Source organism: Chryseobacterium daeguense DSM 19388 (assembly GCF_000430825.1).
In the GTDB taxonomy this organism is placed as follows: Bacteria; Bacteroidota; Bacteroidia; order Flavobacteriales; family Weeksellaceae; genus Chryseobacterium; species Chryseobacterium daeguense.
Window position 1 is genome coordinate 168,319 of the sequence record NZ_AUMT01000004.1, and the last position, 24,007, is coordinate 192,325.

Annotated in this window: 23 protein-coding genes; 12 read left to right on the forward strand and 11 right to left on the reverse strand. The window is 36.4% G+C overall.

From position 1 onward, the window contains the following. Positions 1-147 precede the first annotated feature (147 nt). From H560_RS0107410 to H560_RS0107420, 3 genes are all read right to left on the reverse strand, one after another. Positions 148-2,877: a sodium-translocating pyrophosphatase gene (locus H560_RS0107410; RefSeq protein WP_027379448.1), complete on the reverse strand. Its 2,730-nt coding sequence runs from the start codon at positions 2,875-2,877 to the stop codon at positions 148-150. 402 nt (positions 2,878-3,279) lie between these two features. Continuing rightward, on the reverse strand, positions 3,280-3,891 hold the full coding sequence (locus H560_RS0107415) for an inorganic pyrophosphatase (protein ID WP_027379449.1): 612 nt from the start codon (positions 3,889-3,891) through the stop codon (positions 3,280-3,282). Positions 3,892-3,915: 24 nt separating this feature from the next. Next, the gene (locus H560_RS0107420; RefSeq protein WP_027379450.1) at positions 3,916-4,428 is read right to left on the reverse strand and encodes a DUF7935 family protein; all 513 of its coding nucleotides are present in this window, start codon (positions 4,426-4,428) and stop codon (positions 3,916-3,918) included. 197 nt (positions 4,429-4,625) lie between these two features. Here H560_RS0107420 and H560_RS0107425 point away from each other — a divergent pair, with 197 nt between their 5' ends. Beyond that, complete coding sequence (locus H560_RS0107425; RefSeq protein WP_027379451.1) at positions 4,626-5,363, forward strand: FkbM family methyltransferase; 738 nt, start codon at positions 4,626-4,628, stop codon at positions 5,361-5,363. 1 nt (position 5,364) lies between these two features. On the opposite strand, the gene H560_RS0107430 is transcribed toward H560_RS0107425, so the two are convergent. From H560_RS0107430 to pdhA, 6 genes are all read right to left on the reverse strand, one after another. Further along, the gene (locus H560_RS0107430; RefSeq protein WP_027379452.1) at positions 5,365-6,258 is read right to left on the reverse strand and encodes a hypothetical protein; all 894 of its coding nucleotides are present in this window, start codon (positions 6,256-6,258) and stop codon (positions 5,365-5,367) included. Then, a complete protein-coding gene (gene radC, locus H560_RS0107435) occupies positions 6,255-6,932 on the reverse strand; it encodes a RadC family protein (RefSeq protein ID WP_027379453.1) in 678 nt (225 codons plus the stop codon). Before radC ends, H560_RS0107430 begins: the two co-directional genes overlap by 4 nt. A gap of 29 nt (positions 6,933-6,961) precedes the next feature. After that, positions 6,962-7,543 (reverse strand): murein L,D-transpeptidase catalytic domain-containing protein, encoded by a 582-nt coding sequence (locus H560_RS0107440; RefSeq protein WP_027379454.1) that lies wholly within the window; start codon positions 7,541-7,543, stop codon positions 6,962-6,964. Between the two features lie 13 nt (positions 7,544-7,556). Then, a complete protein-coding gene (locus H560_RS0107445; protein ID WP_027379455.1) occupies positions 7,557-8,222 on the reverse strand; it encodes an ABC transporter ATP-binding protein in 666 nt (221 codons plus the stop codon). Positions 8,223-8,508: 286 nt separating this feature from the next. After that, positions 8,509-10,125 carry a 2-oxo acid dehydrogenase subunit E2 gene (locus H560_RS0107450; RefSeq protein WP_027379456.1) on the reverse strand — a complete coding sequence of 539 codons (1,617 nt, stop codon included), beginning with the start codon at positions 10,123-10,125 and terminating at the stop codon, positions 8,509-8,511. Between the two features lie 107 nt (positions 10,126-10,232). Next, on the reverse strand, positions 10,233-11,234 hold the full coding sequence (gene pdhA, locus H560_RS0107455) for a pyruvate dehydrogenase (acetyl-transferring) E1 component subunit alpha (protein WP_027379457.1): 1,002 nt from the start codon (positions 11,232-11,234) through the stop codon (positions 10,233-10,235). Positions 11,235-11,361: 127 nt separating this feature from the next. Between pdhA and H560_RS0107460 the strand changes: the two genes are divergently transcribed. Continuing rightward, on the forward strand, positions 11,362-11,964 hold the full coding sequence (locus H560_RS0107460) for a phosphatase PAP2 family protein (RefSeq protein ID WP_027379458.1): 603 nt from the start codon (positions 11,362-11,364) through the stop codon (positions 11,962-11,964). Between the two features lie 7 nt (positions 11,965-11,971). After that, positions 11,972-12,442: a BlaI/MecI/CopY family transcriptional regulator gene (locus H560_RS0107465; RefSeq protein WP_027379459.1), complete on the forward strand. Its 471-nt coding sequence runs from the start codon at positions 11,972-11,974 to the stop codon at positions 12,440-12,442. Between the two features lie 50 nt (positions 12,443-12,492). Here H560_RS0107465 and H560_RS21285 read toward each other — a convergent pair whose 3' ends face one another. Then, positions 12,493-13,248 (reverse strand): hypothetical protein, encoded by a 756-nt coding sequence (locus tag H560_RS21285; protein ID WP_081413940.1) that lies wholly within the window; start codon positions 13,246-13,248, stop codon positions 12,493-12,495. Between the two features lie 142 nt (positions 13,249-13,390). After that, a complete protein-coding gene (locus H560_RS0107475) occupies positions 13,391-13,792 on the reverse strand; it encodes an RNA recognition motif domain-containing protein (RefSeq protein WP_027379460.1) in 402 nt (133 codons plus the stop codon). A 318-nt stretch (positions 13,793-14,110) separates the two neighbouring features. On the opposite strand from H560_RS0107475, the gene H560_RS0107485 reads away from it, so the two are divergent. From H560_RS0107485 to H560_RS0107525, 9 genes are all read left to right on the forward strand, one after another. Next, on the forward strand, positions 14,111-14,524 hold the full coding sequence (locus H560_RS0107485; protein ID WP_027379461.1) for a DUF6157 family protein: 414 nt from the start codon (positions 14,111-14,113) through the stop codon (positions 14,522-14,524). 96 nt (positions 14,525-14,620) lie between these two features. Beyond that, positions 14,621-15,022 carry an acyl-CoA thioesterase gene (locus H560_RS0107490; protein ID WP_027379462.1) on the forward strand — a complete coding sequence of 134 codons (402 nt, stop codon included), beginning with the start codon at positions 14,621-14,623 and terminating at the stop codon, positions 15,020-15,022. Next, entirely contained in the window at positions 15,019-15,579 is a 561-nt protein-coding gene (locus H560_RS0107495) for a helix-turn-helix domain-containing protein (protein ID WP_027379463.1), read from the forward strand. The genes H560_RS0107490 and H560_RS0107495 overlap by 4 nt, the downstream gene beginning before the upstream one ends. Before the next feature lie 184 nt (positions 15,580-15,763). Continuing rightward, positions 15,764-18,595 carry a heavy metal translocating P-type ATPase gene (locus tag H560_RS0107500; RefSeq protein WP_027379464.1) on the forward strand — a complete coding sequence of 944 codons (2,832 nt, stop codon included), beginning with the start codon at positions 15,764-15,766 and terminating at the stop codon, positions 18,593-18,595. Between the two features lie 93 nt (positions 18,596-18,688). Further along, a complete protein-coding gene (locus tag H560_RS0107505; protein ID WP_027379465.1) occupies positions 18,689-19,417 on the forward strand; it encodes a DUF72 domain-containing protein in 729 nt (242 codons plus the stop codon). 128 nt (positions 19,418-19,545) lie between these two features. Continuing rightward, complete coding sequence (locus H560_RS0107510; protein ID WP_027379466.1) at positions 19,546-20,412, forward strand: polysaccharide deacetylase family protein; 867 nt, start codon at positions 19,546-19,548, stop codon at positions 20,410-20,412. Positions 20,413-20,545: 133 nt separating this feature from the next. Next, a complete protein-coding gene (locus tag H560_RS0107515; protein ID WP_027379467.1) occupies positions 20,546-21,205 on the forward strand; it encodes a YggS family pyridoxal phosphate-dependent enzyme in 660 nt (219 codons plus the stop codon). A 57-nt stretch (positions 21,206-21,262) separates the two neighbouring features. Next, entirely contained in the window at positions 21,263-22,447 is a 1,185-nt protein-coding gene (locus tag H560_RS0107520) for a sigma-54-dependent transcriptional regulator (RefSeq protein ID WP_027379468.1), read from the forward strand. 122 nt (positions 22,448-22,569) lie between these two features. Beyond that, positions 22,570-23,931: an MATE family efflux transporter gene (locus H560_RS0107525; protein WP_027379469.1), complete on the forward strand. Its 1,362-nt coding sequence runs from the start codon at positions 22,570-22,572 to the stop codon at positions 23,929-23,931. Positions 23,932-24,007: the final 76 nt, after the last annotated feature.

The window sequence follows — 24,007 nt, forward strand, 5'->3', positions numbered from 1 at the left end:
TTATAGTTATATATAATTTTCTTCCGCAAATTGAGCAGATTACGCAGATGATTGTGTTATTTGTGAAAAAACATTTGTCATTCGTGTTTAAAAAAATAAAAAAGCACCGCAAAACTGCAGTGCTTGATATTTTTAATTTTAATTACTTTAAAAAGCTAAAACCCTTACATCTATTCTCCTGTTTTTTGCTTTGCATTCATCCGTGTCATTGGCTTCACAAACAGGATATTGCGAACCATATCCTTCCGCTTCTACCCGATCTCCCGAAATTCCTAATTCCAAAAGCTTCAGTTTTGTAGTCTGTGCTCTCAGGTTAGAAAGCTTCTGGTTGCTTTCTTCATTTCCTGTATTGTCTGTATAGCCGCCTAATTTTATTTTTAAATCAGGATAAGCATTGAGAATTTCAACCAAATTTAATAGCTGAACTTCAGAACCCGGCTTCAGATCACTGGAACCTGTCTGGAAATACAGGTTTTCTATAGTGTACCAGTTATTCGGATCCAGAATTTTCTGATCTTTATTTTTAACTGAATTAAACAATTGATATAGCTGACTTCCTTCACCAATTGAAATTTTCTTACCACCTTTCAATTCAACCTCTTGGATATTTCCTGTGTCATAAACGAAATCTCCGCTTTCATTTAAATGTCCTTTTATTTCTTTCGGGCCTACATCCACTAAAGCTGCAGTTACTTGTGTGTTTTTCACCCCTGAAATGCCGGTCAGGGCTTCAATTTTTGCTTTTCTGTTGGCTTCAATTTTATCTTTATGTAAAACCGCTAACGTAGGAGCAATAACCAGTGAAACGATGGACATTAATTTAATCAGAATATTCATCGAAGGCCCGGAAGTATCTTTGAATGGATCTCCCACAGTATCACCGGTTACGGAAGCTTTGTGAGGATCGGAGCCTTTGTAGTAAGTCTGCCCGTTAATATCAACACCTTTTTCAAAAGATTTTTTGGCGTTATCCCACGCTCCGCCTGCATTATTCTGGAACATTCCCATCAAAACACCGCAAACGGTAGCCCCGGCTAAAAATCCTCCTAAAACCTCAGGTCCGAAAATAAACCCGATTAATAAAGGAGAAACAATTGCTATAGCTCCCGGAAGCATCATTTTTCTGATGGAAGCATCCGTGGAAATGGCAACGCATTTTTCATATTCCGGTTGTGCTTTTCCTTCCAAGATTCCCGGAATTTCTCGGAACTGCCTTCTTACTTCCTCTACCATTGCCATCGCAGCCTGTCCTACAGCTGTAATGGCGAGCGAAGAAAAGATAAAAGGAATCATTCCGCCTACAAATAATCCGGCCAGAACATCCGCCCGGTAAATATCAATACCGTCAATCCCTGCAATTCCTACAAATGCTGCAAATAAAGCCAATGCCGTCAATGCTGCAGAAGCAATCGCAAAACCTTTTCCTGTAGCAGCGGTCGTATTTCCTACGGCATCCAGGATATCTGTTCTTTCGCGGACTTCTTTAGGTAATTCGCTCATTTCTGCAATTCCTCCGGCATTATCAGCAATAGGTCCGAATGCGTCAATTGCAAGCTGCATTGCCGTAGTGGCCATCATTCCTGCTGCTGCAATGGCAACACCGTACAATCCGGCGCACAGATAAGAACCGTAAATTCCACCTGCCAAAACAATAATAGGAAGCAAAGTTGACTCCATACCTACAGATAATCCGCCTATAATATTGGTTGCATGTCCCGTGGAAGATTGTCTTACGATACTCGAAACAGGTCTTTTACCCATCGCTGTATAGTATTCTGTAATGATACTCATTAATGTACCTACAACAAGTCCCACCATTATGGCCCCAAAAACGCCCATTTTAGTGAACTCGTGGTTTCTGAGCATCATTTTTTCAGGCAGAATATAGATTACTAAAAAATATGAAGCTATTGCGGTAATGACGATACTTCCCCAGTTTCCAAGGTTCAAAGCATTCTGAACGCTTGATGTGGAGGAATCTTCATTATCATTAATTCTTACAAATAAAGTCCCTATAATAGAAAAAATAATTCCTGTCCCTGCTATCAGCATCGGTAAAAGAATCGGTGCAAATCCCCCGAAAGAATCTTCGGAAATCGTTTCTCTCCCCAAAACCATAGTCGCTAAAACCGTTGCAACATAAGACCCGAACAAGTCGGCTCCCATTCCGGCCACATCACCTACGTTATCACCTACATTATCAGCAATAGTAGCTGGATTTCTGGGGTCATCTTCCGGGATTCCGGCTTCCACTTTTCCTACCAAATCCGCTCCTACGTCTGCTGCTTTGGTGTAAATTCCTCCTCCTACTCTTGCAAAAAGTGCGATAGATTCTGCACCCAGCGAGAAACCGGTCAGAATCTCAATGGTTCTTTCCATTTCATGTGAATCTACGGGTGCATTTGGTGCGAAGATTTGTTTAATGATTAAATATAAGGCTCCTAGTCCTAAAACAGCAAGTCCTGCAACTCCCATTCCCATAACGGAACCTCCGGTAAATGATACTTTCAGCGCTTTGGAAAGTGATGTTTTTGCGGCTTGTGCTGTTCTTACATTGGCTTTTGTAGCGATTTTCATCCCGATAAAACCGGCACAGGCAGAAAATATAGCTCCAACAACGAAAGCAATCCCGATGGTCCAGTGAGAATTGGCATTGCTCATGCCCATTATGGCTAAAAGGATGGCTACAACCACCACGAAATAGGTTAAAATTTTGTACTCAGCTTTTAGAAAAGCCATAGCACCGTCAGCGATATGTCCGCTGATAACTTTCATTTTGTCATCCCCGGCGTCCTGCTTACTGACCCAGTTACTTTGTAGAAATGTGTACAGCAAAGCAACGATACCGAAAATTGGTACTAACACAAATAGATCCATAGTTTAATATTTTTTTGGTAATAGATTACTAAATATAATAAATAATTCTCAGGAAACTGATTAAAAATTTTTATAACTAATTAAAAATTAAAGTTAAACGATTAATTAGTTTTGTTTAAGATTTAGGTAGAGAGTTAGGAATGAGGAATTGGGAGTTGGGGTTGCGGTAATGATGATTTTATTAAGGATGTGTGTTTGTTAGATTATTTTGGCTAAAGCCAATAATAGCGGCTTTATTCTAAACGGGCTAAAGCCGTTTCTATTAATGAAGAACAGGGGTTTATTCAAAAATTAGCGAAAAAAAATGTAACATTTGTGAAGAAGTTTGTGATATTTGTGTTTAAATAAAAAAGGATAAACGAAAATTTCATTTATCCTTAATATATTTAAATAAGACGAAGATTATCCTCCGTATTTGTTTGCGTAATCTTCCTGTGAAGCTTTAATTACTTTTTTAGCATGCTCTGCTCCGTAAACCTCTTGGATTCTGCATTTTGCAGGCTCGTCCGGTAAGTTTTTGTATGTCAGGAAATAGTGCATTAATCGTTTCACTTCCGCTTCAGGCAATTCTGAAATATCTCTGAAATGTCCGAAAGCATGGTCACCGATCATTACAGCTACAATTTTATCGTCAGCTTCTCCTCCGTCGATCATTTTGAAACCTCCGATTGGAATAGCTTCCATCAATAATCCTCCTCCGTGAATATTGTGAGAGCTTAGCACACAGATATCCAAAGGATCATGATCTCCCATGGTAACATCATCCGCACCTCTTTCAATGGCAAGATTCATTACAGCAGTATCACAGTATGTTCTTGGAACAAAACCATAAAGTGACGGAATAATATTTGAGAATTTCTGAGGCCTGTCTACCTTTAAAAACCCGGTTTCTTTATCTACTTCGTATTTAATAGTGTCTGAAGGAACGATCTCCACGAAAACATTTACAACATTTGGCGCATCTTCTCCTGCAGAAATTCCGTGCCATGGATGTGCTTTAAAATTTGGAATCATTATTTTAAATTTATTTTTTTTAGTTTAAGCTATTATTAAAATTTCTTTTCTCAGATCTTCAATGGTTACTCCTATATAATCTTCACCGTTCATATAGTTCACAATGAAAATTGTTTTAAACTCTTCAAGATCTGCATTTCCTTTTAAACCTTCATAGGTTGTATGAAGTAAATTAATCACTGCATTTTTTGATTCTACAATATTTTTCCATGAGCCTTTTGTAATGTAAAGCTGCTGGGAAGAATTGTAATCAAACTCTTCATTGATGGCTTTTTCCGTAAGGAATATAAACTCATGTACGGCAAGGCCTTTATCAAACCTCTGAACCAGGTTGGAAGGCTTTATCCTCTCCAGAAACAGCGTCATTCTTTCGTAGGACTGTGTTTTATTCTCTGAGTTGGATTTTACGGAAAGCAGTCTTATTTCCTGTTCTTTCAGCCTGATGTAGGTGAATACGAATTGTCTCAGCAAAACCAGAAAAGGTATTGCAATAATCAATGCAAATGCATAAGGCAGGTATCCTGAAAAACTTGTCATAATTGAGGTAGCAAAATTACTAATAATTTGGTAGTTTTTGAATAAGTTTTTATCAATTCTTATCTCAAAGACCTAATTTTTATTTTTAAAGCTAAATATTCTTTTTAATCAAATTAAATAGCATTATTTTGCAAGTATTAAACTGAACAAAAGTGTCTCTAAAAAATTATATTTCAAAGTTGTCATTCAATAGTAAAATGAGTGGTACTCTTAAAACATTTATTGCTTTTATTATTAATTCTAAAAGATATAGTTCAAAATTTAAACAAGGAAAACTGGATTTAAACAATAACGAAACTTTTGTTTATCATTTTAAGAAAAACTCCAGGAAATTTGATCTTTATTTAAGGACTTTTAAAGGTGATATTGATATTTTTTACGAAATTTTCTGGAAAAAGACTTACGATCAGCACTTAAGCTTTATCCGGCAAAAGCCAAAAAATATAGTTGATCTGGGCGCTCATATCGGCATGACTTCTATTTATCTGAGCATGAAATATCCCGAGTCAAAGATCATTGCTGTGGAGGCTTCTCCTGAGAATTTTTTAATTTTAAAGGAAAACACAAAGTCATTCAAAAATATTGAATGCATCCATGCTGCAGTTTATTTTGAAGACGGAATGGTTAATTTCGGAGGTGAAGAACTTTCGTATAATCAAAAAATATCAGAAAAAGGAACATCTATCAGGGCTATTTCTATGGACAGTTTGATGAAAGAATATCAATTAAACGAAATTAATTTGCTTAAAATAGATATAGAAGGTGGTGAAGAAGAACTACTAAGCAAGAATAATCTGTGGCTCGGGAAGATTGAAAATATTATTATTGAAATCCATCAAAACTATACTGAAGAAGACCTTAAAAAAGAACTTAAACCTTTCGGTTTTGAGATTGGGGTTAATAAAAATTCTGTTTTATTTGCCGGCAAAAAATAAGTTAATACAGCTTCAAAGCCTTTTTGATTATATCTTTTTTGGAATTTGCAATGACGGGATACATTTGCAGCTCAGGACGGAATCCTCTGAAAAATTCTTCTACTGCAGGTACATCGCTGCCTTCGAAATCAAAAATTTTCTGTCCGATATTTTGTGCAATGACATGGTCAATAATAGTAGAAGCTCCGGATAATTTTACATGATCCTTATCGTTGAAAGTTCCCAGGAGCGCCACTGTTTTTTCATCAAAAAATACAGCTATTGCATTAATAATTTTTTCCCGGTAAACGAATGCGCTTATTTTTAAGCATCCTGAACGTTCCAGCTCATGGAAAATGTTTAAAAATTTTAATTTATCCTTATCATCTTTCGCACCAATGAAATTTGAAGAGATGAATTCTTCGGCATCCTTTATACTTATTTCGGTGACTTTCGAGTTGATGGCTACTTCTTCATCAAGCCTGAGTTTTCTTTTTCTTTTGGGTGAATACTTTTGCCTTACAGCTTCATAATTATTGGGATAAATAAGAAAATTCTGCCTTTGATTTAATGGTTTCGAAAAATTATTTTCAGCGTTAAAAGCGTAATACCAGATATTGTAGTTTTTTTCAAAAAAGCTTAGGAATAAATCATTGATTTCACGGTTATCTTTTTCTGAAAAAACACCTAACTGCTGACAAAGTTTAGGATTAATAACAAGCTTAACTCCCAATTTTTTAATAAAAGGAACGGGCATCACCGCTTCATAATCATTATATACAAGGAGTTCCCATTGCTTATTAGACGTAACATCCAGGAAAATCTTTGTTGCAGAATACTTTCTTTGCTCAGAATTTTCCAGGCACAGGCTGTATTTGTAAAAATCGATTTCGTTATATTTCAGTCTTCTAATCATAATAATCCTTCGTCTGAGAAACTAAAATATGAATTCTGGGTGATAATCAAATGATCTAAAACCTGAATATTTAAAGTAACTCCCGCTGCTTTTATTTTTTGAGTGATATCAATATCTTCCCGGCTCGGCTTCAGATTTCCGGAAGGGTGGTTATGGGCAATAATAATTCCTGTGGAAAAGTGATCCAAAGCTGTTTTGAATAAAATTCTTACGTCAACAATCGACTGGTTGATTCCGCCCTGTGTCAATTGCGCAAGATGAACGACTTTATTGCTTTGATTTAAAAAAATAGCCCAAAACTCTTCCGTTCTTAAGTCAGACAAATGGGTTTTCAAAATCTGGTAGGCCCCGTTACTACTGGAAATTACCGGTTTTTCAGGAATTTCCTGGCTGGCTCTTCTTCTTCCGATTTCCAAAGCTGTAGCGATAGAAATAGCCTTTACCTCCCCGACTCCTTTGAATTTCATCAGCTCCTTAACTGAAAGTAAGCTCAACTGATGCCAGCTGTTGTTTACAGAAATTAAAATCCTCCTCGCCAGTTCCACCGCCGTTTCATCCCTGCTTCCACTTCCCATAATAATTGCCAGCAATTCTGAATCGGAAAGCGAATTCTTACCTTTCAGTAAAAATTTTTCTCTGGGGCGGTCATCTTCGGCGAGAAATTTAATTGACATATTTTAGGTAGCAGGATTTAGGGTTTAGGTTAATAGAAGGCGTATAAAATTATGGGCTGACTGGATTGGTCGATGTATTTTGCCGTTTGGTTAAATGCATTTTCAGAAAGCATCGGGCAGCCAAAGCTTAAACAGGCGGGATCAGAGGATTCTTTATCCGGAACACAATGAAAGGAATGCAGAACAATGGCTCTGGCTCTCGCATTGCTGTTTGTCTGGTCAAGCCCGTTCAGTCTGTAAGCTTTTCCAAATTTTCCATTATAACTTTCACGGATTTCGTATTTTCCCAGTGATGACTGGTGAGATCCATCAATATTGCTGAATTGCAAAACATTTGAATTTTTTACAGCAGAACCTTCGCCATGCGCCACCACAGCTTTTTGTAATATTTTATCATTTTTTAAATCATAAACGAAATAACGGTATTTTCCGGAATGAATTTTAAAATTGATAAAAACTGCAATATCCTGGTTGTAATTTTTTCCTTTAAGATAATTTTTAATTTCCGAAACTTTAGACTGTGGCAAATAATCAATGCTATTGTTGGCCTGAGATTCAAATTTTGAACAGGAAAAAAGGAAAAGGAATAAAAAAATAAGGGATTTCATCATTTGCGGAGATGTATCAGATAATCATTCCGTCTTTCATGACTAATTTTCTGTCGGTAATTTCAGCCAGCTTCGGGTTGTGGGTTACAATCACGAAGGTCTGGTTATATTTATCCCTCAAATCAAAAAATAATCTGTGCAGATCATCAGCATTTCTTGAATCCAGGTTTCCCGTTGGCTCATCTGCAAAAATGATTTTTGGCGAATTGATTAAAGCTCTTGCCACCGCTACTCTCTGTGCCTCACCTCCGGACATTTGGTTGGGCTTATGATGAAGTCTCTGTTCTATTCTTAAATCTTCGAATAAAGCATAAGCCTTTTCAATAGCTTCCTTTTCGTTAGCTCCTGCAATTTTTGTAGGAAGCAGAACGTTTTCCAGAGCGGTAAATTCCGGCAGCAATTGATGAAACTGAAATACAAAACCGATATTCTGGTTTCTGAATTTAGACAGCTGCTTGTCATTCATATTAATAAAAGATTCTCCGGCAATAGTAATTTCGGTATCAAACTGTTTGGAGCTGGTTGGCTGGTCCAGCGTTCCTAAAATCTGAAGAAGAGTAGATTTCCCCGCTCCGGATTCTCCGACGATAGATACTACTTCACCTGTTTTAATATGAATATCTACACCTTTTAATACTTCTAAATTTCCATAAGATTTATGGATATTCCTTGCTTTAATCATGTTTCAAAAATAGTGATTTGATTTGAAATATTGGATAGTTTTAAATGGATTTATGACGTGAGTTTTTACTTTGTTATTTAAATATCATCATTAATAAATGCTTCGACTACGCTCAGCATGACATTGCGAATACTAACTGCTTTTATAACATTACATAATATTACGATATTAAATAATAGTATTAGAGATGTCATGCTGAACGTAGTCGAAACATCTCATTTAAATATAATTCAAAAAAAACGCTTCCCAGATTGAGAAGCGTTTTGATATTTAAAACTTTAGAAAATTACAGTAACAAAGTTAAAGGACTTTCCAAATATGTTTTTAAAGTCTGTAAGAACTGAGCACCTGTAGCACCGTCTACCACTCTGTGGTCACAAGCCAATGAAAGCTTCATGATGTTTCCGACTACGATCTGACCGTCTTTTACAATCGGTTTTTCGATAATTGCACCTACTGAAAGGATGGCAGAGTTTGGCTGATTGATGATACTTGTAAATGTTTCAATTCCGAACATACCTAAATTGGAAATAGAGAAAGTAGAACCTTCCATTTCGTTGGCTTTAAGCCCTTTAGACTTCGCTCTTGCAGCCATATCTTTTACAGCGGCAGAAATCTGCGTATAGTTCATCTGATCTGTATTCTTAAGAACAGGAACTACCAATCCGTCAGGTATTGCAACCGCTACACCGATGTTGATATTTCCTCTGTGAATGATCTTGTCTCCAGCCCAGCTTGAATTCACCTGAGGGTGTTTTCTTAAAGCAACTGCCGTAGCTTTAATGATCATATCATTGAAAGAAATTTTTGTATCAGGTAAAGAATTGATTTCTTTTCTGGCTTCAATTGCTTTATCCATATTGATTTCTACCATTAAATAGTAGTGCGGAGCAGAGAACTTACTTTCAGAAAGACGTTTCGCGATGATGTTTCTTACCTGTGAGTTTGGAGTTTCTGTATCTTCTCCCTGAACAAAGCTTAATGCAACCTGTGCCGCAGCAGGGCTTGCAGACGGAGCTGAAGCCGCCGGTTTTGCTGAAGGCTGATAATTTTCAATATCTTTTTTAACAATTCTTCCGTTTTCTCCTGAACCTTGTACAGCATGAATATCTACCCCTTTTTCCTGAGCCATTTTCTTAGCTAATGGAGAAATTGCAACTCTTTCGTTATTGCTGGTTGCAGGTTGTTGGTTGCTGGATTCTTGTTTTGGAGCTTCTGGTGTTTGTTCGGCTGGTTTTTCGGATGATGAAGCAGCTGCTTTCGGAGCACCAACTCCTGAAACGTCTGTTCCTTCAGGCCCGATGATTGCCAATACAGAATCAACCGGAGCTGCACCACCTTCTTCTACCCCCTGCTTCAATAATACTCCATTGAATTCAGATTCGAAATCCTGAACTGCTTTATCTGTTTCTATCTCAGCAAGAAGGTCTCCTTCTTTTACCGTATCGCCTACATTTTTGTGCCATTTTGCTACTTTACCTTCCGTCATTGTATCAGAAAGTCTTGGCATTGTAATCACTTCTACTCCTGCAGGGATTTCTGCTGAAGTTTGCTCTACACTCGTAGAACTATTTTCTGTTTTTGATTCTTCTTCGGATTTTTTCTCTTCAGAACCTCCTGCAGCCGGAGCAGCCGCTCCGCCCGTTAATCCTGAAATATCTTCTCTTTCATTACCGATAATTGCTAAAACAGAGTCTACAGCAGCTGCATTTCCTTCTTCTACACCTACGTATAAAAGAGTTCCTTCCATTTCAGATTCGAAATCCTGAACCGCCTTATCTGTTTCAATTTCAGCTAAAATATCTCCTTCTTTTACTTTATCTCCTACTTTTTTATGCCATTTTGCCACCTTACCTTCCGTCATTGTATCGGAAAGACGTGGCATTGTAATAACTTCTGCCATAATTTAATATGTGTTAATTTGTTAATGTGGATGATGTGATGATAACCAAGCGTGTAAAAATTATTCACATCAGCATATCATCGTATCAGCAAATTATTATTAGTTTATTAGTTTTCTAATTTATCTAAGAACGGATAATCTTCCTGAGCATACACATACTCATAGATTTTTTCTGCATCCGGGTATGGAGAATTTTCCATGAACTCGATACATTCTTCAACAAAATCTCTTGATTTGTTGTCTATAGCTTCCAGTTCTTCCTCAGTAGCCCAGCTATTCGCTAAAATTCTTTGTTTGATTAATTCGATAGGGTCGTCATTCTTACGAACAGCCACTTCTTCCTTAGATCTGTAAGGCTCAGCGTCTGACATAGAGTGTCCTCTGTAACGGTATGTTCTGGCTTCAATGAAAGTAGGTCCGTCTCCTCTTCTTGCTCTTTCGATCGCTTCATAGGCAGCTTCAGCTACTTTTTCAGGATCCATTGCATCTACGGCAAGGCAAGGCATTTCGTATCCTAATCCTAATTTGTAAATATCTTCGTGGTTGGCGGTTCTTTTTACAGAAGTACCCATTGCATACTGGTTATTTTCCACAACGAAAACTACCGGCAGCTTCCAGTTCATAGCCATGTTAAACGTTTCATGTAATGAACCCTGTCTGGCCGCCCCGTCTCCAAAGAAGCAGATATTTACCGCTTTTCTGTCAAAATACTGATCCGCGAAAGCAATCCCTGCACCTAAAGGAATTTGTCCTCCTACAATACCATGACCTCCATAAAACCTGTGTTCTTTGCTGAAAATGTGCATAGATCCACCCATACCTCCTGACGTACCTGTAGCTTTACCACAAAGTTCTGCCATGATTCTTTTAGGATCTACTCCCATCGCCATCGGATGGATGTGACATCTGTAAGCAGTGATCATACTATCTTTAGTTAAATCCATTGCATGCGTAAAACCGGCAGGAATAGCCTCCTGACCATTATACAAATGTAAAAAACCTCTGATTTTTTGTTTTAGATAAAGAGAACGGCATTTGTCTTCAAACCTTCTCCACATTGTCATATCTTCATACCACTTCAGGTATACCTCTTTAGAAAATTCTTTCATGTGTTGAGCTCTTGCTTATTTATTATGAAATAGTTGAGCAAAATTATAAAAAAAACTTTGTTTTTATTGTATATCGATCAATTGTTTTTTTACTTATAATATTATATTTACATTATCAAACTTAATTATGGAAGAAAAACAGCCTTCAATTATTCATAAACTATCAAAAATTATCTCCGATTTTTTTAATCCTCTGGTTTCTCTGTTTATTTTTTTTGTTTTTATGAGCATTATGAGGTATTCATTAAAAGAATCTTTACTTTATTTTCTTCCTATTTTATTAATGATAATTATTCCTGTAATCGTGTGGCTGGTTTGGAACGTAAAAACCGGCAGATACACAAATATGGATGTTTCCAACCGGGTTCAGAGAAAGACACTTTATATCTTTATTGCAATTTGTGTAATCGCTTACATTGGTTTTAATTATTATAAAAACGGGTATGTAGATTTTGTGATGCTTTTTATTTTGATATTGCTTTTTGCCCTGCAGATCAGCAATTATTTCATCAAAAGCTCTATGCATACGGCTTTTAATGTATTTGTGGCCGCTCTTTTTTTTGCTTTGAATGTAAAAATGGGAATTATCTGGCTCGGAATAGCCATTGTAGTAGGGATAACAAGGATTATTTTAAAAAGGCATACCCCTAAAGAAGTATTGCTCGGAGGGCTGATTGCTTTTGTGGTATCTTTTATTTACTTATATTGCAATATACAATTTCAACACTAGATTTATTATGAAAATCAATCATCTTACGTCTGCAGAAGAAAACTTAATGAGGCTTTTCTGGAAGCTGAATTCCTTTTATTTAAAGGACATTATGGAGCAGCATCCCGAGCCGAAGCCTCACCAGAACACTGTTTCCACTTACCTTAAAATATTGGTGGAAAAAGGATACCTTTCTACAGAAAAGGAAGGGAGGATATTTAAATATAATGTTTTGGTACCGATGGAAGATTACAGGGAATTCTTATTAAAGGAACTTTCACAAAATTTTTTCCATAATTCCGGGAAGGAAATTCTGGATTTTTTGTTTAATGAAAAGCTTATTTCTCAGGATGATTTAAAGGGATATTTCGATTTAAAAATAGAATTGAAACCGGCAAAAGTCAAGCAGCCTAAACTTGAATATGCCAATGAAATTTTGAATCCTAAAAAAGATAAAAAGAAGGATAAGAAAAAGAAGAAAAAGAACCAGGAAAAATAAAAAAGCACTACTTAAAGTAATGCTTTTTTTTAATAATTCTGTTTTGAATTTTATCTTTGAGTTCCTGAGCTCCACAGTGGTGAAGAATTTTCATAAATCACGATGTTTCCGTCATCTTGTATATTAAGGTTTGTAGCCCCTCTGTTCGGAGTGTTTGAAGTCCAGATTGCTCTGTTATAAGAATCGTATACAACAAGGTTCCCGTCATTCTGAAATTCTGCTCTGCTTCCTCTGTTATCTGTATTTGAGCTCCAAATAGGCTCTCCGTTATTTCTTGATAATACAAGGTTTCCGTCATCCTGAAAAGCCAAGTAATAATTACGGTTGGCGGAATAGACTTTATTTCCGTTGTAAAATTTATGGCCGGGTTTTAAAGTTCCGCTTCTGAATCCCCATCCGTTTCCGTGGTCATTATTATTTCCGGAATCACTTCTGGATGCCCATATCGGATTAGAATTGTTATAAATTACAAGGTTTCCGTCGTCCTGTATAGCTAGTTTATTGCCGTTTCTTCCGTTGGTTCGTGAGCTGAAAGCCACTCCGTTTCTGGGAGCATATACTACAAGATTTCCATCATCCTGAAAAGTTGCTCTTACTCCTCTTCCTGCTGTTTTAGAGTCCCATACAGAACTTCCACCTCTGTTATAGAATACCAGATTACCATCGTTTTGAAATATAAGATAGTATTGTCTGTTGGCAGACCAATATTTTCTGTTCTGCTGAAGAGTCTGGCCATTGTAAATGCTTTGTGCGTTTAATAATAATCCACTGAACATCATTATTAACGCTAATAAATGTCTTCTCATTTTAATTATTTTTTTGACTGGTTAAAAATTTCTAAAACTATGCCAATTAAACATACTTTATGTCCTAAAGTTACTAATTAAATGAAATACTGTGAATTAATTTTTTTGCATAAAAAAAGCGGCTAAAAGCCGCTTATATTTTTTACCAACGTTTTCCGCCGTTTCCACCGCCGTTGTAACCGCCTCCTCCGCGGTTATTTCCACCACCGCTGTAGCCACCGCCACCGCTTCTGTTACCACCTCCGTAACCTCCGCCGCCGCTTCTTCCGCCGCCGTTGTTACTGAAAGTTCTTCTTGGCTTCTCCTCTCTAGGCTTAGCTTCTGAAACGTTAAGTGTTTTTCCGTTGAAATCTTTTTGATTAAGAGCTTCAATAGCCTGCTGTCCTTCAGCGTCTTCCATTTCGATAAAACCGAAACCTCTTGAACGACCAGTTTCTTTGTCTGTAATGATTTTTACTGAAGAAACTTCTCCAAATTCTGAAAATAGATCTTGCAACTCATAATCTTTAGTTGCGTAATTGATGTTTGAAACAAAAATGTTCATCTGGGTAAAAAAATTAAAAATGTTAAAAATGATTTGGTTTATAAAAGAAAAACAACATAAAGTAATGAACAAATATTGATTCCAAATATAGACCCATGCAAGATACAACTATTAATTTCATATCAAAGAGTTTTTTGAAATTATTTTAATAAAATTTTCATTTAAAAATTCGTTTCGTTAAAAAGTATTAATTTTTCATTAAATATTCATGAATATTTACTAAAAACCATTCATTTTTATATAAATAATATTATTACAATAGATATCTAAATATTTATTTCACAGAATATATTATCTTTAAAATTACAATCTTAAAACATGAAACAGCACACCACCAATTACAGCAATACATTCATTGAAACAGCTGATGACTGCCCTGTTTCCGAAGCTCAGATCCCTCCGCAGAAGAAAGAAAAAACACTCGCCAATCTGCAATATGAAAAGGTTATAAAAAATCCGTATCAATTTACTTCGGACGACATTATTTTTGATTGTTATGCCTTTAAAAATGATATGTCAGAGAGTGAAAGAAAGGAAGCAAGAGAAAAGTTTTTCTCAAAAGGTCAGGCCTGTTTGCGGGCTTCGCCGCTGGCCAAAAGATATGGTTTCGGAATTCATCATAATGAAGATGGAAAAGTAGCGATTTACCCTTTGGAAAGTAAGGAATATCAGGAATTCCTTACTGATGATTCCATTAAAAAAGTGAAAGCCATGCGATCAAAAAGAAACTAATTGAGATTATAAATAATTCTCTTTTGATAAGTATATCTTTTTCTTTTGTACACACAGGTTTTTAGCCTTAAATTTGTTCAGAAAATTATTAAAAGCATGAACTATCACACTAGAAAATGGGTAAAGCCGGAAGATTTGAACCCGAACCATTCGCTTTTTGGAGGGCGTTTATTACAATGGATAGATGAAGAAGCAGCTTTATATGCAATTATCCAACTGGAAAATACGAAGGTAGTTACAAAATTCATTTCAGAAATCAACTTTGTAAGTTCTGCAAAACAGGGCGATATTGTGGAAATTGGGATTGAAGTAAAAAATTTCGGTTCTACATCCATCACGCTGGCCTGTGAAGTAAGAAATAAAATGACGCACCAGACCATCATTACCGTAGATAAGATCGTTATGGTAAACCTTAATGAAGAAGGAAATCCCGCTCCTCACGGCAAAACAAAAGTTGAGTTTGTGAAAGACAGGTTAAGCAATCAAAATCAATTATGAAAATTTTCGTAAAAAATATGGTCTGTGGCAGATGTATTTCTGCTGTTGAAGGTATTTTTAATGAGGTTAATGTTAAGGTTAAAAATATTAACCTTGGCGAAGTCGAAACCGACACTGAAGTTTCTGAAAAAGATCTGCATCTTATAGAAAAACGCTTGTTGGAAACAGGTTTTGAACGCATAAAAGACTCTGCCCATCAGCTTATTGATAAGATTAAAAGCTTAATAATCATTAAAATAAGTGAGCTGGATATTGAAGAAAGCTTTCTTTTGTCAGAATTTTTGAGTTCAGAGCTTCATAAAGAATACAGCTCCCTTTCAAAAGTGTTTTCCCTGAACGAAAATTTTACTCTGGAACAATTTTTCATCCTCCAAAAGATTGAAAAAGTAAAAGAACTGCTTTTGTACAACGAATTCACCTTAACTGAAATAGCCGGAAAGCTGGGTTACAAAAGCGTTCAGCATCTTTCATCCCAATTCCGAAACAGCACGGGCTTCACTCCTACTGAATTTAAGAAGCTAAAGGTGCATAATAGAAAACCACTTGATTATGTTTGAGAGTTTGAGGGTTTTAGTGTCATAGAGTTTTTATTATATCATAAATTAATCATCGCTCTCAAACCCTAACACACTCCAACACTCTCACCCAAAAACGCAAACAAAATTCTATAAACATTATCCTTAAATTTATAACAAGCTTCCAATTGCATTTTGGAAATTTGTAGTATAAATTAAAAGGATCATGGAAAAACAATATAAAATCCTCGGGATGACATGTTCCGGCTGTCAGAAGAAAATTTCTGAAAAGCTGAACAGTATCGAAGGGATTAAAGCAGATATACAGTTAGAAAATAGCACGGCAACTATTATTTCCGAAAAAGAAATTGAATTACACACTTTAAATAAAGCTTTAGAAGAAATAGGAAATTATAAATTAGAAGATCCGACTAAGCCTGATGATGCATTTATAAAACCTCAGGACAAAGTTTCTCCATCGTCGGTTTATTACTGCCCGATGGAATGCGAAGGTGAAAAAGTTTATTTTCAGCAGGGAAAAAGATGTACGGTCTGCAATATGTATCTTGTTCCGATTGAGGAAAAGCAGGCAAAAGATCCCAATTTTAAGCCAGCTTATTCTTCCACAAATCTTCCTGAAAGTTTTAAAGATAATATCGGAAAGTTCTACTGCCCGATGTTCTGCGAAGCGGATAAAATCTATGATGAAAAAGGAGATTGTCCGGTTTGCAACATGCATTTGGAAGAGATTACAGAAGCTGTAGTGAAAAAATCGGCTTCCCATTCTCATCAGCACTCTCATCATCATCACGAAGCTCCGAAAGTTACTGATGATATGGCCGGGAAATATTATTGTCCGATGTTTTGTGAGGGTGACAAAGTGTATGACAGTAATGTTGGCTGCCCCGTCTGCGGAATGGATCTTGTGAAATATCCTGAAAAGAAAACCGCAAAATACACATGCCCGATGCATCCCGAAATTATCCGTGATGAGCCTGGAGACTGCCCTATCTGCGGAATGGATTTGGTAAGAATGCCAGATAAAGAGGATGAAGAAGATGAAACATACACTGTTTTAAAAAGAAAATTCATTATTTCTTTAGCTTTTACAATTCCTGTTTTCATTTTATCGATGGGTGGAATGCTTATTAATTTTCCGTTTTCACACGAGGTTCAGGGAATTATTGAGCTTATTTTAACGCTTCCCGTTTTATTTTATTCCGGTTGGTTTTTAATGAAGAGAGGCTGGATTTCATTTAAAACGTGGAATTTAAATATGTTCAGCTTAATTGTTCTCGGGGTTGCAGCTGCTTTTATTTTCAGTATAGTAGCATTGGTTTTTCCGGATATAATTCCGCATGAAATCCGAGGCCACAATCATGAAATCCCGTTGTATTTTGAAGCAGTCTGTGTAATTTTAACTTTGGTGATTTTAGGACAGCTTATGGAAGCGGCGGCCCATAAAAAAACAGGAAATGCAATTCGGGAACTGATGAATCTTTTTCCTGATGAAGCCAATTTGATGATAAACGGTGAAGAGAAAAAAATTCTTCTTTCTCAGGTGAAAATCGGTGATTTATTGAAAGTAAAACCGGGTGAAAAAATCCCTGTTGACGGCAAAATCACGGAAGGAAATTCTTATGTGGATGAAAGTATGATTACTGGTGAGCCAATTCCTGTTGAAAAAAATATCAATGACAAAGTTTCTTCGGGGACCATTAACGGTAATCAGGTTTTCATTATGAAAGCTGAAAAGGTGGGTGATGAAACCCTGCTTTCTCAAATTATAAAAATGGTGAATGAAGCCAGCAGAAGTAAAGCCCCGATTCAGAAACTGACAGATAAAGTGTCAAAAATATTTGTTCCGGCGGTTATTCTAATTGCTGTTCTTACCTTTGTTTTATGGCAGCTTTTCGGCCCGGAAGGTCAAAAAACACTCTTCGCTTTTGTGAATGCCGTGGCGGTTTTAATTGTGGCCTGTCCGTGTGCTTTAGGGCTTGCAACGCCTATGTCTTTGATGGTTGGGATCGGTAAAGGAGCAAAAAATGGAATCCTTATTAAAAACGCCGAAGCTCTTGAACAAATGAATAAGGTAAATGTTCTAATTACCGACAAAACAGGAACTTTAACTGAAGGAAAACCTTCTGTAGAATATATTGAAACATTTCAGAATGATAATAATCTGATATTAAAGCTGGCTTATTCTTTAAACCAAAACTCAGAGCATCCATTATCAAATGCAGTGATTAAAAAGGCAAAAGATAACCAGGTTTCTCCTGAGAAAGTGGAACAGTTTGAAAATATTTCAGGGAAAGGAGTAAAAGGAAAAATCAATGGAAAAACAGTTTATGTTGGAAATGAAAGTTTATTGACCTCAAACCAGATTTCAATTCCCGAAAGCCTGCAGAAAAAAGCTGTTGAAGTACAATCTAAAGCCCACACAACATCCTATGTGGTCCAGGAAAATGAAGTAATAGGTTTCATAAGTTTTACGGATAAAATTAAAGAAAGCTCCAAAAAAGCAGTGCAGCAGTTATTAAGTGAAGGTATTGATGTAATCATGATGACCGGAGATAATGAACACACTGCAAAAGCCGTTGCAGACGAGCTTGGAATTAAACATTTCAAGGCCAATTGTCATCCTGAAGATAAATTAAATGAAGTTAAAAAGTTGCAGCAGCAGGGCAAAATTGTAGCCATGACCGGTGACGGGATCAATGACTCTCCTGCCCTTGCCCAAGCCAATATTGGGATTGCTATGGGAACAGGAACGGACGTAGCCATAGAAAGTGCTGAAATTACTTTGCTTAAAGGTGATATTCTGGGTGTTGCAAAAGCAAAATTACTCAGTGAAAAGCTTCTGAAAAATATTAAGGAAAATCTGTTTTTTGCTTTCATTTATAATGTGCTGGGTGTACCGATTGCGGCAGGATTATTGTATCCGTTTTTTGGAATTCTTTTGTCACCGATGATAGCGGCGGCGGCGATGAGCTTTAGTTCTTTGTCTGTGATTTTGAATTCGCTGCGATTGAATTCGGTTGATCTGGATATTAAATAATTTTAATTTACGCTGTTTTTTATTATAACTAAATATGCTTAAACATCAGCGTAATCGGCTAAATCCGCAGGAGAAAATATAAACTTAAAAAACATGAAAAAAGAAAATCTTTTTATCGGCTGTTCAGGTTTCTACAATAACGACTGGAAGGGATCTTTATACCCGGAAGATGCCAAAAGCAAAGATTTTCTCACATTATATTCCAAAGAGTTTAATTCTGTGGAAATCAATTCTACATTTTATAGAAAACCAACCGCAAAAACGCTTTTAAAGTGGATGGATGAAACTGCGGATGATTTTAAATTTTTCATTAAAATTCCCAAAACAATTTCTCATGAAAAACGATTGAAAGATTGTAAAGAAGAAATTTCAGAATTCTGCCATCATGTTGAAGCTCATTTAAAAGAAAAGCTTTCAGGGTTTTTATATCAGTTTCCTCCTTCCTTCAAAAATACACCGGAAAACCTTGATTTAATCCTTAAAAACCTTGATTTTAATTTTCTGAATGTTATTGAATTCCGCCATGAATCCTGGTGGCGTGATGAAGTTTTTTCTATTTTAAAAGAAAACAGCATTGTTTTTTCCGGCGTAAGCTTCCCGGGAAATCTTCCTGAAGACGTAATCATCAACCATCCCGAAATTTTATACTACAGGCTCCACGGAAAACCTGTCCTATACAAGTCAGAGTACAGCGAAAAATTCCTTAATGATCTTGCAGAAAAAATAAAAGATTTTCAAGGGAAAGTATTTATCTTTTTTAATAATACTTGGGGAAATGCCGCTATAAAAAATGCTTTGTATTTAAAATCAATTATGCCCTGAGATTTGTTAAAAATCATAATATTAAAATAAAATTAAAAAGCCAAATTTCTCAATAGCACGGCATAGATTTTGCTAAAATTATTGTATAAAATTTAACATTTTTTTAACAATAAAATTCCAACAACTTTATGAGAAAAACTTTTGCAGAAAAGTCTCGAAACCAGACTTTTCTTGGGATGTTTGCATTGGTGAGTGCAGCTTCAATTTTATTAGCCGGTTGTAACCGAAATCAAGACAAAAAAGAATCAGAAAAGCTGATTCCAAAAAACCATCCCGTCGCAAAAGAAGTCCCCAGAATCGATGATGAGAACGTAACAGATGATAAAAGAGTTATTTACCTCACGTTTGATGACGGACCCAATCAGGGTACAGAAAATCTCCTCAAAATCTTAAAAAAGAGAAATGTATGCGCAACCGCCTTTCTGGTTGGGAAGCACGCCTATGGAAGCAAAAAACAAAAAAATGATCTTGAGCTTATGAGGAAAGATCCTTTGCTGGAACTTGCCAACCACAGCTTTACCCATGCTCATAATAAATATACAGATTTTTATAAGAATCCGGATGCGGTAGTCAATGATTTTAATACGGCAAAAGACAGCTTGAAATTATACAGTAAAATCGCAAGAACCCCGGGAAGAAATATCTGGAGGCTCAACAACATTAGTGTTACTGATCTTAAATCTTCCTCAGAAGCGGCAAACAAGCTTAAACAAGCCGGCTATAAAGTGATAGGCTGGGATCTTGAATGGAAACCCACCAATAAAATGGTTTTAAAAGGAAATCACGACGAAATGCTGAAAAAAGTGGACAGCGTTTTCTTCAATGATCTGGAAAAAACCTCAAGGCATCTCGTATTTCTTACCCATGATCAGTATTTAACTGTTGCTGATTCTGTAAACGAGCTGGATCTTTTCATAGAAAAACTGCAGAAAAGCAACCGTTTTGTATTCAGGAAGATCTCGGATTATCCTAGGATTAATGAGGTTTTGAACTAATTTTTTTTCCCAAGAATTACACAAATTCTCACAGCTGTTAACATTGCAAATTCTTAAATAAGACGTATGCAAAAATCTGTGGAAATCTGTATAATTCGTGGGAATTTAATTTTAAATTCAGAAATTTGCAATTATGAGCATTAAAGAAAACTATTATATTATAAAAGGCCAGCTTCCGGAAAATGTTCAGCTGGTGGCGGTTTCAAAAACGCACCCCATTTCAGCAATTCAGGAGGTTTATGATTTAGGGCAAAGGGTTTTTGGAGAGAATAAAGTTCAGGAACTGGTGGAAAAGTATCCACTGCTTCCGAAGGACATCCAATGGCATTTAATCGGGCATTTACAGACCAATAAGGTAAAATATATTGCTGAATTCATTGATACCATTCAAAGTGCAGATTCAGAAAAATTAATTAAGGAAATTAATAAGGAAGCAGCCAAATACAGCCGTTCTATTAAAGTATTGCTGCAGGTAAAAATTGCTGAAGAAGATACTAAATTCGGACTGGAAGCTGCTCAAGCGAAGAACTTATTTCAACAATATATCAACGGGGAATTTCCTCACATTGAAATTACAGGCCTGATGGGTATGGCTACTTTTACGGATAATAAAGATCAGGTCCGAAAAGAATTTCTATTATTAAAAGGACTTTTTGATGAGTTAAACCAACTAAAACCATTACAAACATTATCAATGGGAATGAGTGATGATTTTCCTGTCGCTATTGAATGCGGAGCCAATTCTGTACGGGTAGGATCCGCAATTTTCGGGAGCAGAGATTATTCTAAATAGAATCATTTAGGTATAATTTTTGCTAATAATTCAATCAAAAAATCTAAATTTGCAACTATGCAAAAAATCCTTATTGTAGAAGACGAAAAAGCAATCTCAGGAGTACTCCACAGTATCCTTTCTGATGAACTTACCGATTATGAATTTGTTATTGCCGAAGACGGCCTTGAAGGTTATAAGCAGGTAGAAAAAGAAGATTTCGCTCTTGTGATCTCGGATATTAAAATGCCTAAACTTTCCGGAACAGAACTTTTAAAGCAAAGCCTCGCTTTAAAGCCGGAATCCACCTTTATTATGATCTCAGGACATGCGGATATTGATTCTGCAGTATCTTGTCTGCGAGAAGGTGCTTATGATTTCATCTCCAAACCTATTGATATCAACAGACTGATTACCAGTGTAAAAAATGCTTTAGCTAAAGAAACATTGAAGAAGGAAAATAAAAACCTTCAGACAGAGAACAAAACGCTAAAGAAAAAAGTAAGCAAAAAATACCAGATGATCGGTGAATCTGCCGGTTTGAAGAAAATCCAGGATATGATTGGTAAAGTGGCGCTTTCTGATGCCAGAGTACTGATTACAGGTCCCAACGGGGCAGGAAAAGAATTGGTTGCCCATGCTATCCATAACCAGAGTGACCGCGCAAGAGGCCCGATGGTGGAAGTGAACTGCGCCGCAATTCCTTCAGAATTAATAGAATCTGAGCTTTTCGGGCACGTAAAAGGTTCTTTTACAGGTGCTATTAAAGATAAGCAGGGAAAATTCGAACAGGCAAACGGAGGTACTATTTTCCTTGATGAAATTGGCGATATGAGCCTTATTGCACAGGCAAAAGTATTGCGTGCACTGCAGGAAAGCAAAGTTTCCCCGGTTGGAAGCGATAAAGAAATAAAGGTAGACGTAAGAGTGCTTGCTGCTACCAACAAAAATATGCAGAAGGAAATAGAAGCTGGAAGATTTAGGGAAGACCTTTACCACAGACTTTCTGTTATTGAGATTTATGTTCCGCCGTTGGATGAAAGAAAAGAAGACATCAAGCTTCTGGTGGAGCATTTTGCAGGTATGATCGCCGATGAACATGGTACTGCCATGAAAAAATTTGATGATAAGGCTATCGAAGCGCTAAAAGCTCTTTCCTGGACAGGAAATATCAGGGAATTGAGAAATGTGGTGGAAAGATTAATTATTTTAGGTGGAAATACCGTTTCTGCTGAAGATGTTGCAAGTTTTGTGAGGAAATAATTCTTTAATTATTACTTAATATAAAATATACAGTTTGCAGTATCTCAGGGTACTGCAAATTTTTTTTTGAAGATTTTCTGAAATGAATTTCAAACTCAATCTTATATGAATTATAAACTATTATGAACTTTTTACATAAAAACTATACAAAAGAATGCCTGACACTGGCTCTCCCTGTAATGTTGACGCAGGTAGGGCAAGTCTCGGTGAATTTATTTGACAATATAATTGTGGGGAAACTGCTGGGTGCAGATGCGCTGGCCTCCGTTTCATTGGGGAATGCCGTATTTTTCTCGATGTTCGTTCTGGCGCTGGGATTTTCTTTTGCGATCCCGCCTTTGGTTTCGGAGGCGCATTCCAAGGGGGATCATAAAACAATTAATTCAGTTTTCAGCCACGGATTCGTTATTAATATGAGTGTGGGTGTTATTTTAATGGCACTTCTGCTTTTACTGATGCCTTTAATTTATCATTCCGGTCAGCCGGCGAAGATTATTCCGGATACTGTGGATTTTCTTACCATTATGGCCATCAGCATTATTCCGTTTATGGCTTTCCAGACGCTCCGTGAAGTTTCTGAAGGATTATCTTACACCATCGGGGTTACAAAAGCTACGATTATCGCTAACGTAATTAATATTGCTTTAAATTATATTTTCATTAAAGGAATCTGGATTTTCCCTGAAATGGGCGTTAAAGGCTCTGCATTAGCAAGCTTAATTGCCAGAATTTTTATGGTGATATTCCTGTACTTTGTTCTTTTAAATGAAAAGAAAACGAAGCAGTATATCAAAGATTTTTCGTTAAAAATTAAAGTTTTCACGAAAGAAATGTTTGAAAAAATGGTAAGATTAGGTTTTCCTACAGCTTTACAAATGTTCTTTGAAGTGACCGCTTTTGCAGGGGCAGCTTTTATTTGCGGTTTAATTTCTGCCCATGATATTGCTTCTCACCAGATTGCGTTGAGTATGGCTTCTTTTACCTTTAATCTCTGTATCGGTTTCAGTGTGGCTTCCACTGTAATGATCGGGAGAAAACTGGGTGAAGGAAACTTCATAGAATTAAGAAAAGTGGGAATCAATAATCTAAAGATTGCCTTTCTTTTTATGACGATCTGCGGAATTATTTTTATTCTGGGAAGGAATTTCCTTCCAACTTTTTTTACTAAAAAAGAAGAAATTGAAGTGATTGCCTTAGCTTCAAAATTAATGATCATCGCAGCACTTTTCCAGCTTTCAGACGGCATTCAGGTGACAGCTTTAGGAATGCTGAGAGGCTTACAGGATGTTAAAATCCCTTCTATTTATACGTTTATTGCGTATTGGATCATCACTATTCCTCTAGGCTATTTCCTTTGCGTAACCTTAAATATGGGAGCTTTCGGAATGTGGATTGCATTAGGATTGGGATTGACAGTCTCGGCGGTTATGCTGGTCAAACGATTTTTGAATATGTCTGCAAAGAGAATTAAACAGAATTTATAATATGAAAGCGGTCTTTTGGGATCGCTTTTTGTTTTTTCATTAAAAGATACTCACTCAAAATTTCCCTCCTCTGGAG

Bases quoted from the DNA above. Each gene is read 5' to 3' on its own strand.
- H560_RS0107515 (WP_027379467.1), top strand. From the start codon at position 20,546: ATGAGCATTAAAGAAAACTATTATATTATAAAAGGCCAGCTTCCGGAA.
- H560_RS0107410 (WP_027379448.1), bottom strand. From the start codon at position 2,877: ATGGATCTATTTGTGTTAGTACCAATTTTCGGTATCGTTGCTTTGCTG.
- H560_RS0107445 (WP_027379455.1), bottom strand. From the start codon at position 8,222: ATGATTAAAGCAAGGAATATCCATAAATCTTATGGAAATTTAGAAGTA.
- H560_RS0107475 (WP_027379460.1), bottom strand. From the start codon at position 13,792: ATGAACATTTTTGTTTCAAACATCAATTACGCAACTAAAGATTATGAG.
- H560_RS0107490 (WP_027379462.1), top strand. From the start codon at position 14,621: ATGAACTATCACACTAGAAAATGGGTAAAGCCGGAAGATTTGAACCCG.
- H560_RS0107450 (WP_027379456.1), bottom strand. From the start codon at position 10,125: ATGGCAGAAGTTATTACAATGCCACGTCTTTCCGATACAATGACGGAA.
- H560_RS0107525 (WP_027379469.1), top strand. From the start codon at position 22,570: ATGAACTTTTTACATAAAAACTATACAAAAGAATGCCTGACACTGGCT.
- radC (WP_027379453.1), bottom strand. From the start codon at position 6,932: ATGTCAATTAAATTTCTCGCCGAAGATGACCGCCCCAGAGAAAAATTT.
- H560_RS0107430 (WP_027379452.1), bottom strand. From the start codon at position 6,258: ATGATTAGAAGACTGAAATATAACGAAATCGATTTTTACAAATACAGC.
- H560_RS0107495 (WP_027379463.1), top strand. From the start codon at position 15,019: ATGAAAATTTTCGTAAAAAATATGGTCTGTGGCAGATGTATTTCTGCT.
- H560_RS0107415 (WP_027379449.1), bottom strand. From the start codon at position 3,891: ATGATTCCAAATTTTAAAGCACATCCATGGCACGGAATTTCTGCAGGA.
- H560_RS0107440 (WP_027379454.1), bottom strand. From the start codon at position 7,543: ATGATGAAATCCCTTATTTTTTTATTCCTTTTCCTTTTTTCCTGTTCA.
- H560_RS0107460 (WP_027379458.1), top strand. From the start codon at position 11,362: ATGGAAGAAAAACAGCCTTCAATTATTCATAAACTATCAAAAATTATC.
- H560_RS0107465 (WP_027379459.1), top strand. From the start codon at position 11,972: ATGAAAATCAATCATCTTACGTCTGCAGAAGAAAACTTAATGAGGCTT.
- H560_RS0107520 (WP_027379468.1), top strand. From the start codon at position 21,263: ATGCAAAAAATCCTTATTGTAGAAGACGAAAAAGCAATCTCAGGAGTA.
- pdhA (WP_027379457.1), bottom strand. From the start codon at position 11,234: ATGAAAGAATTTTCTAAAGAGGTATACCTGAAGTGGTATGAAGATATG.
- H560_RS0107505 (WP_027379465.1), top strand. From the start codon at position 18,689: ATGAAAAAAGAAAATCTTTTTATCGGCTGTTCAGGTTTCTACAATAAC.
- H560_RS0107420 (WP_027379450.1), bottom strand. From the start codon at position 4,428: ATGACAAGTTTTTCAGGATACCTGCCTTATGCATTTGCATTGATTATT.
- H560_RS0107485 (WP_027379461.1), top strand. From the start codon at position 14,111: ATGAAACAGCACACCACCAATTACAGCAATACATTCATTGAAACAGCT.
- H560_RS0107510 (WP_027379466.1), top strand. From the start codon at position 19,546: ATGAGAAAAACTTTTGCAGAAAAGTCTCGAAACCAGACTTTTCTTGGG.
- H560_RS0107500 (WP_027379464.1), top strand. From the start codon at position 15,764: ATGGAAAAACAATATAAAATCCTCGGGATGACATGTTCCGGCTGTCAG.
- H560_RS21285 (WP_081413940.1), bottom strand. From the start codon at position 13,248: ATGAGAAGACATTTATTAGCGTTAATAATGATGTTCAGTGGATTATTA.
- H560_RS0107425 (WP_027379451.1), top strand. From the start codon at position 4,626: ATGAGTGGTACTCTTAAAACATTTATTGCTTTTATTATTAATTCTAAA.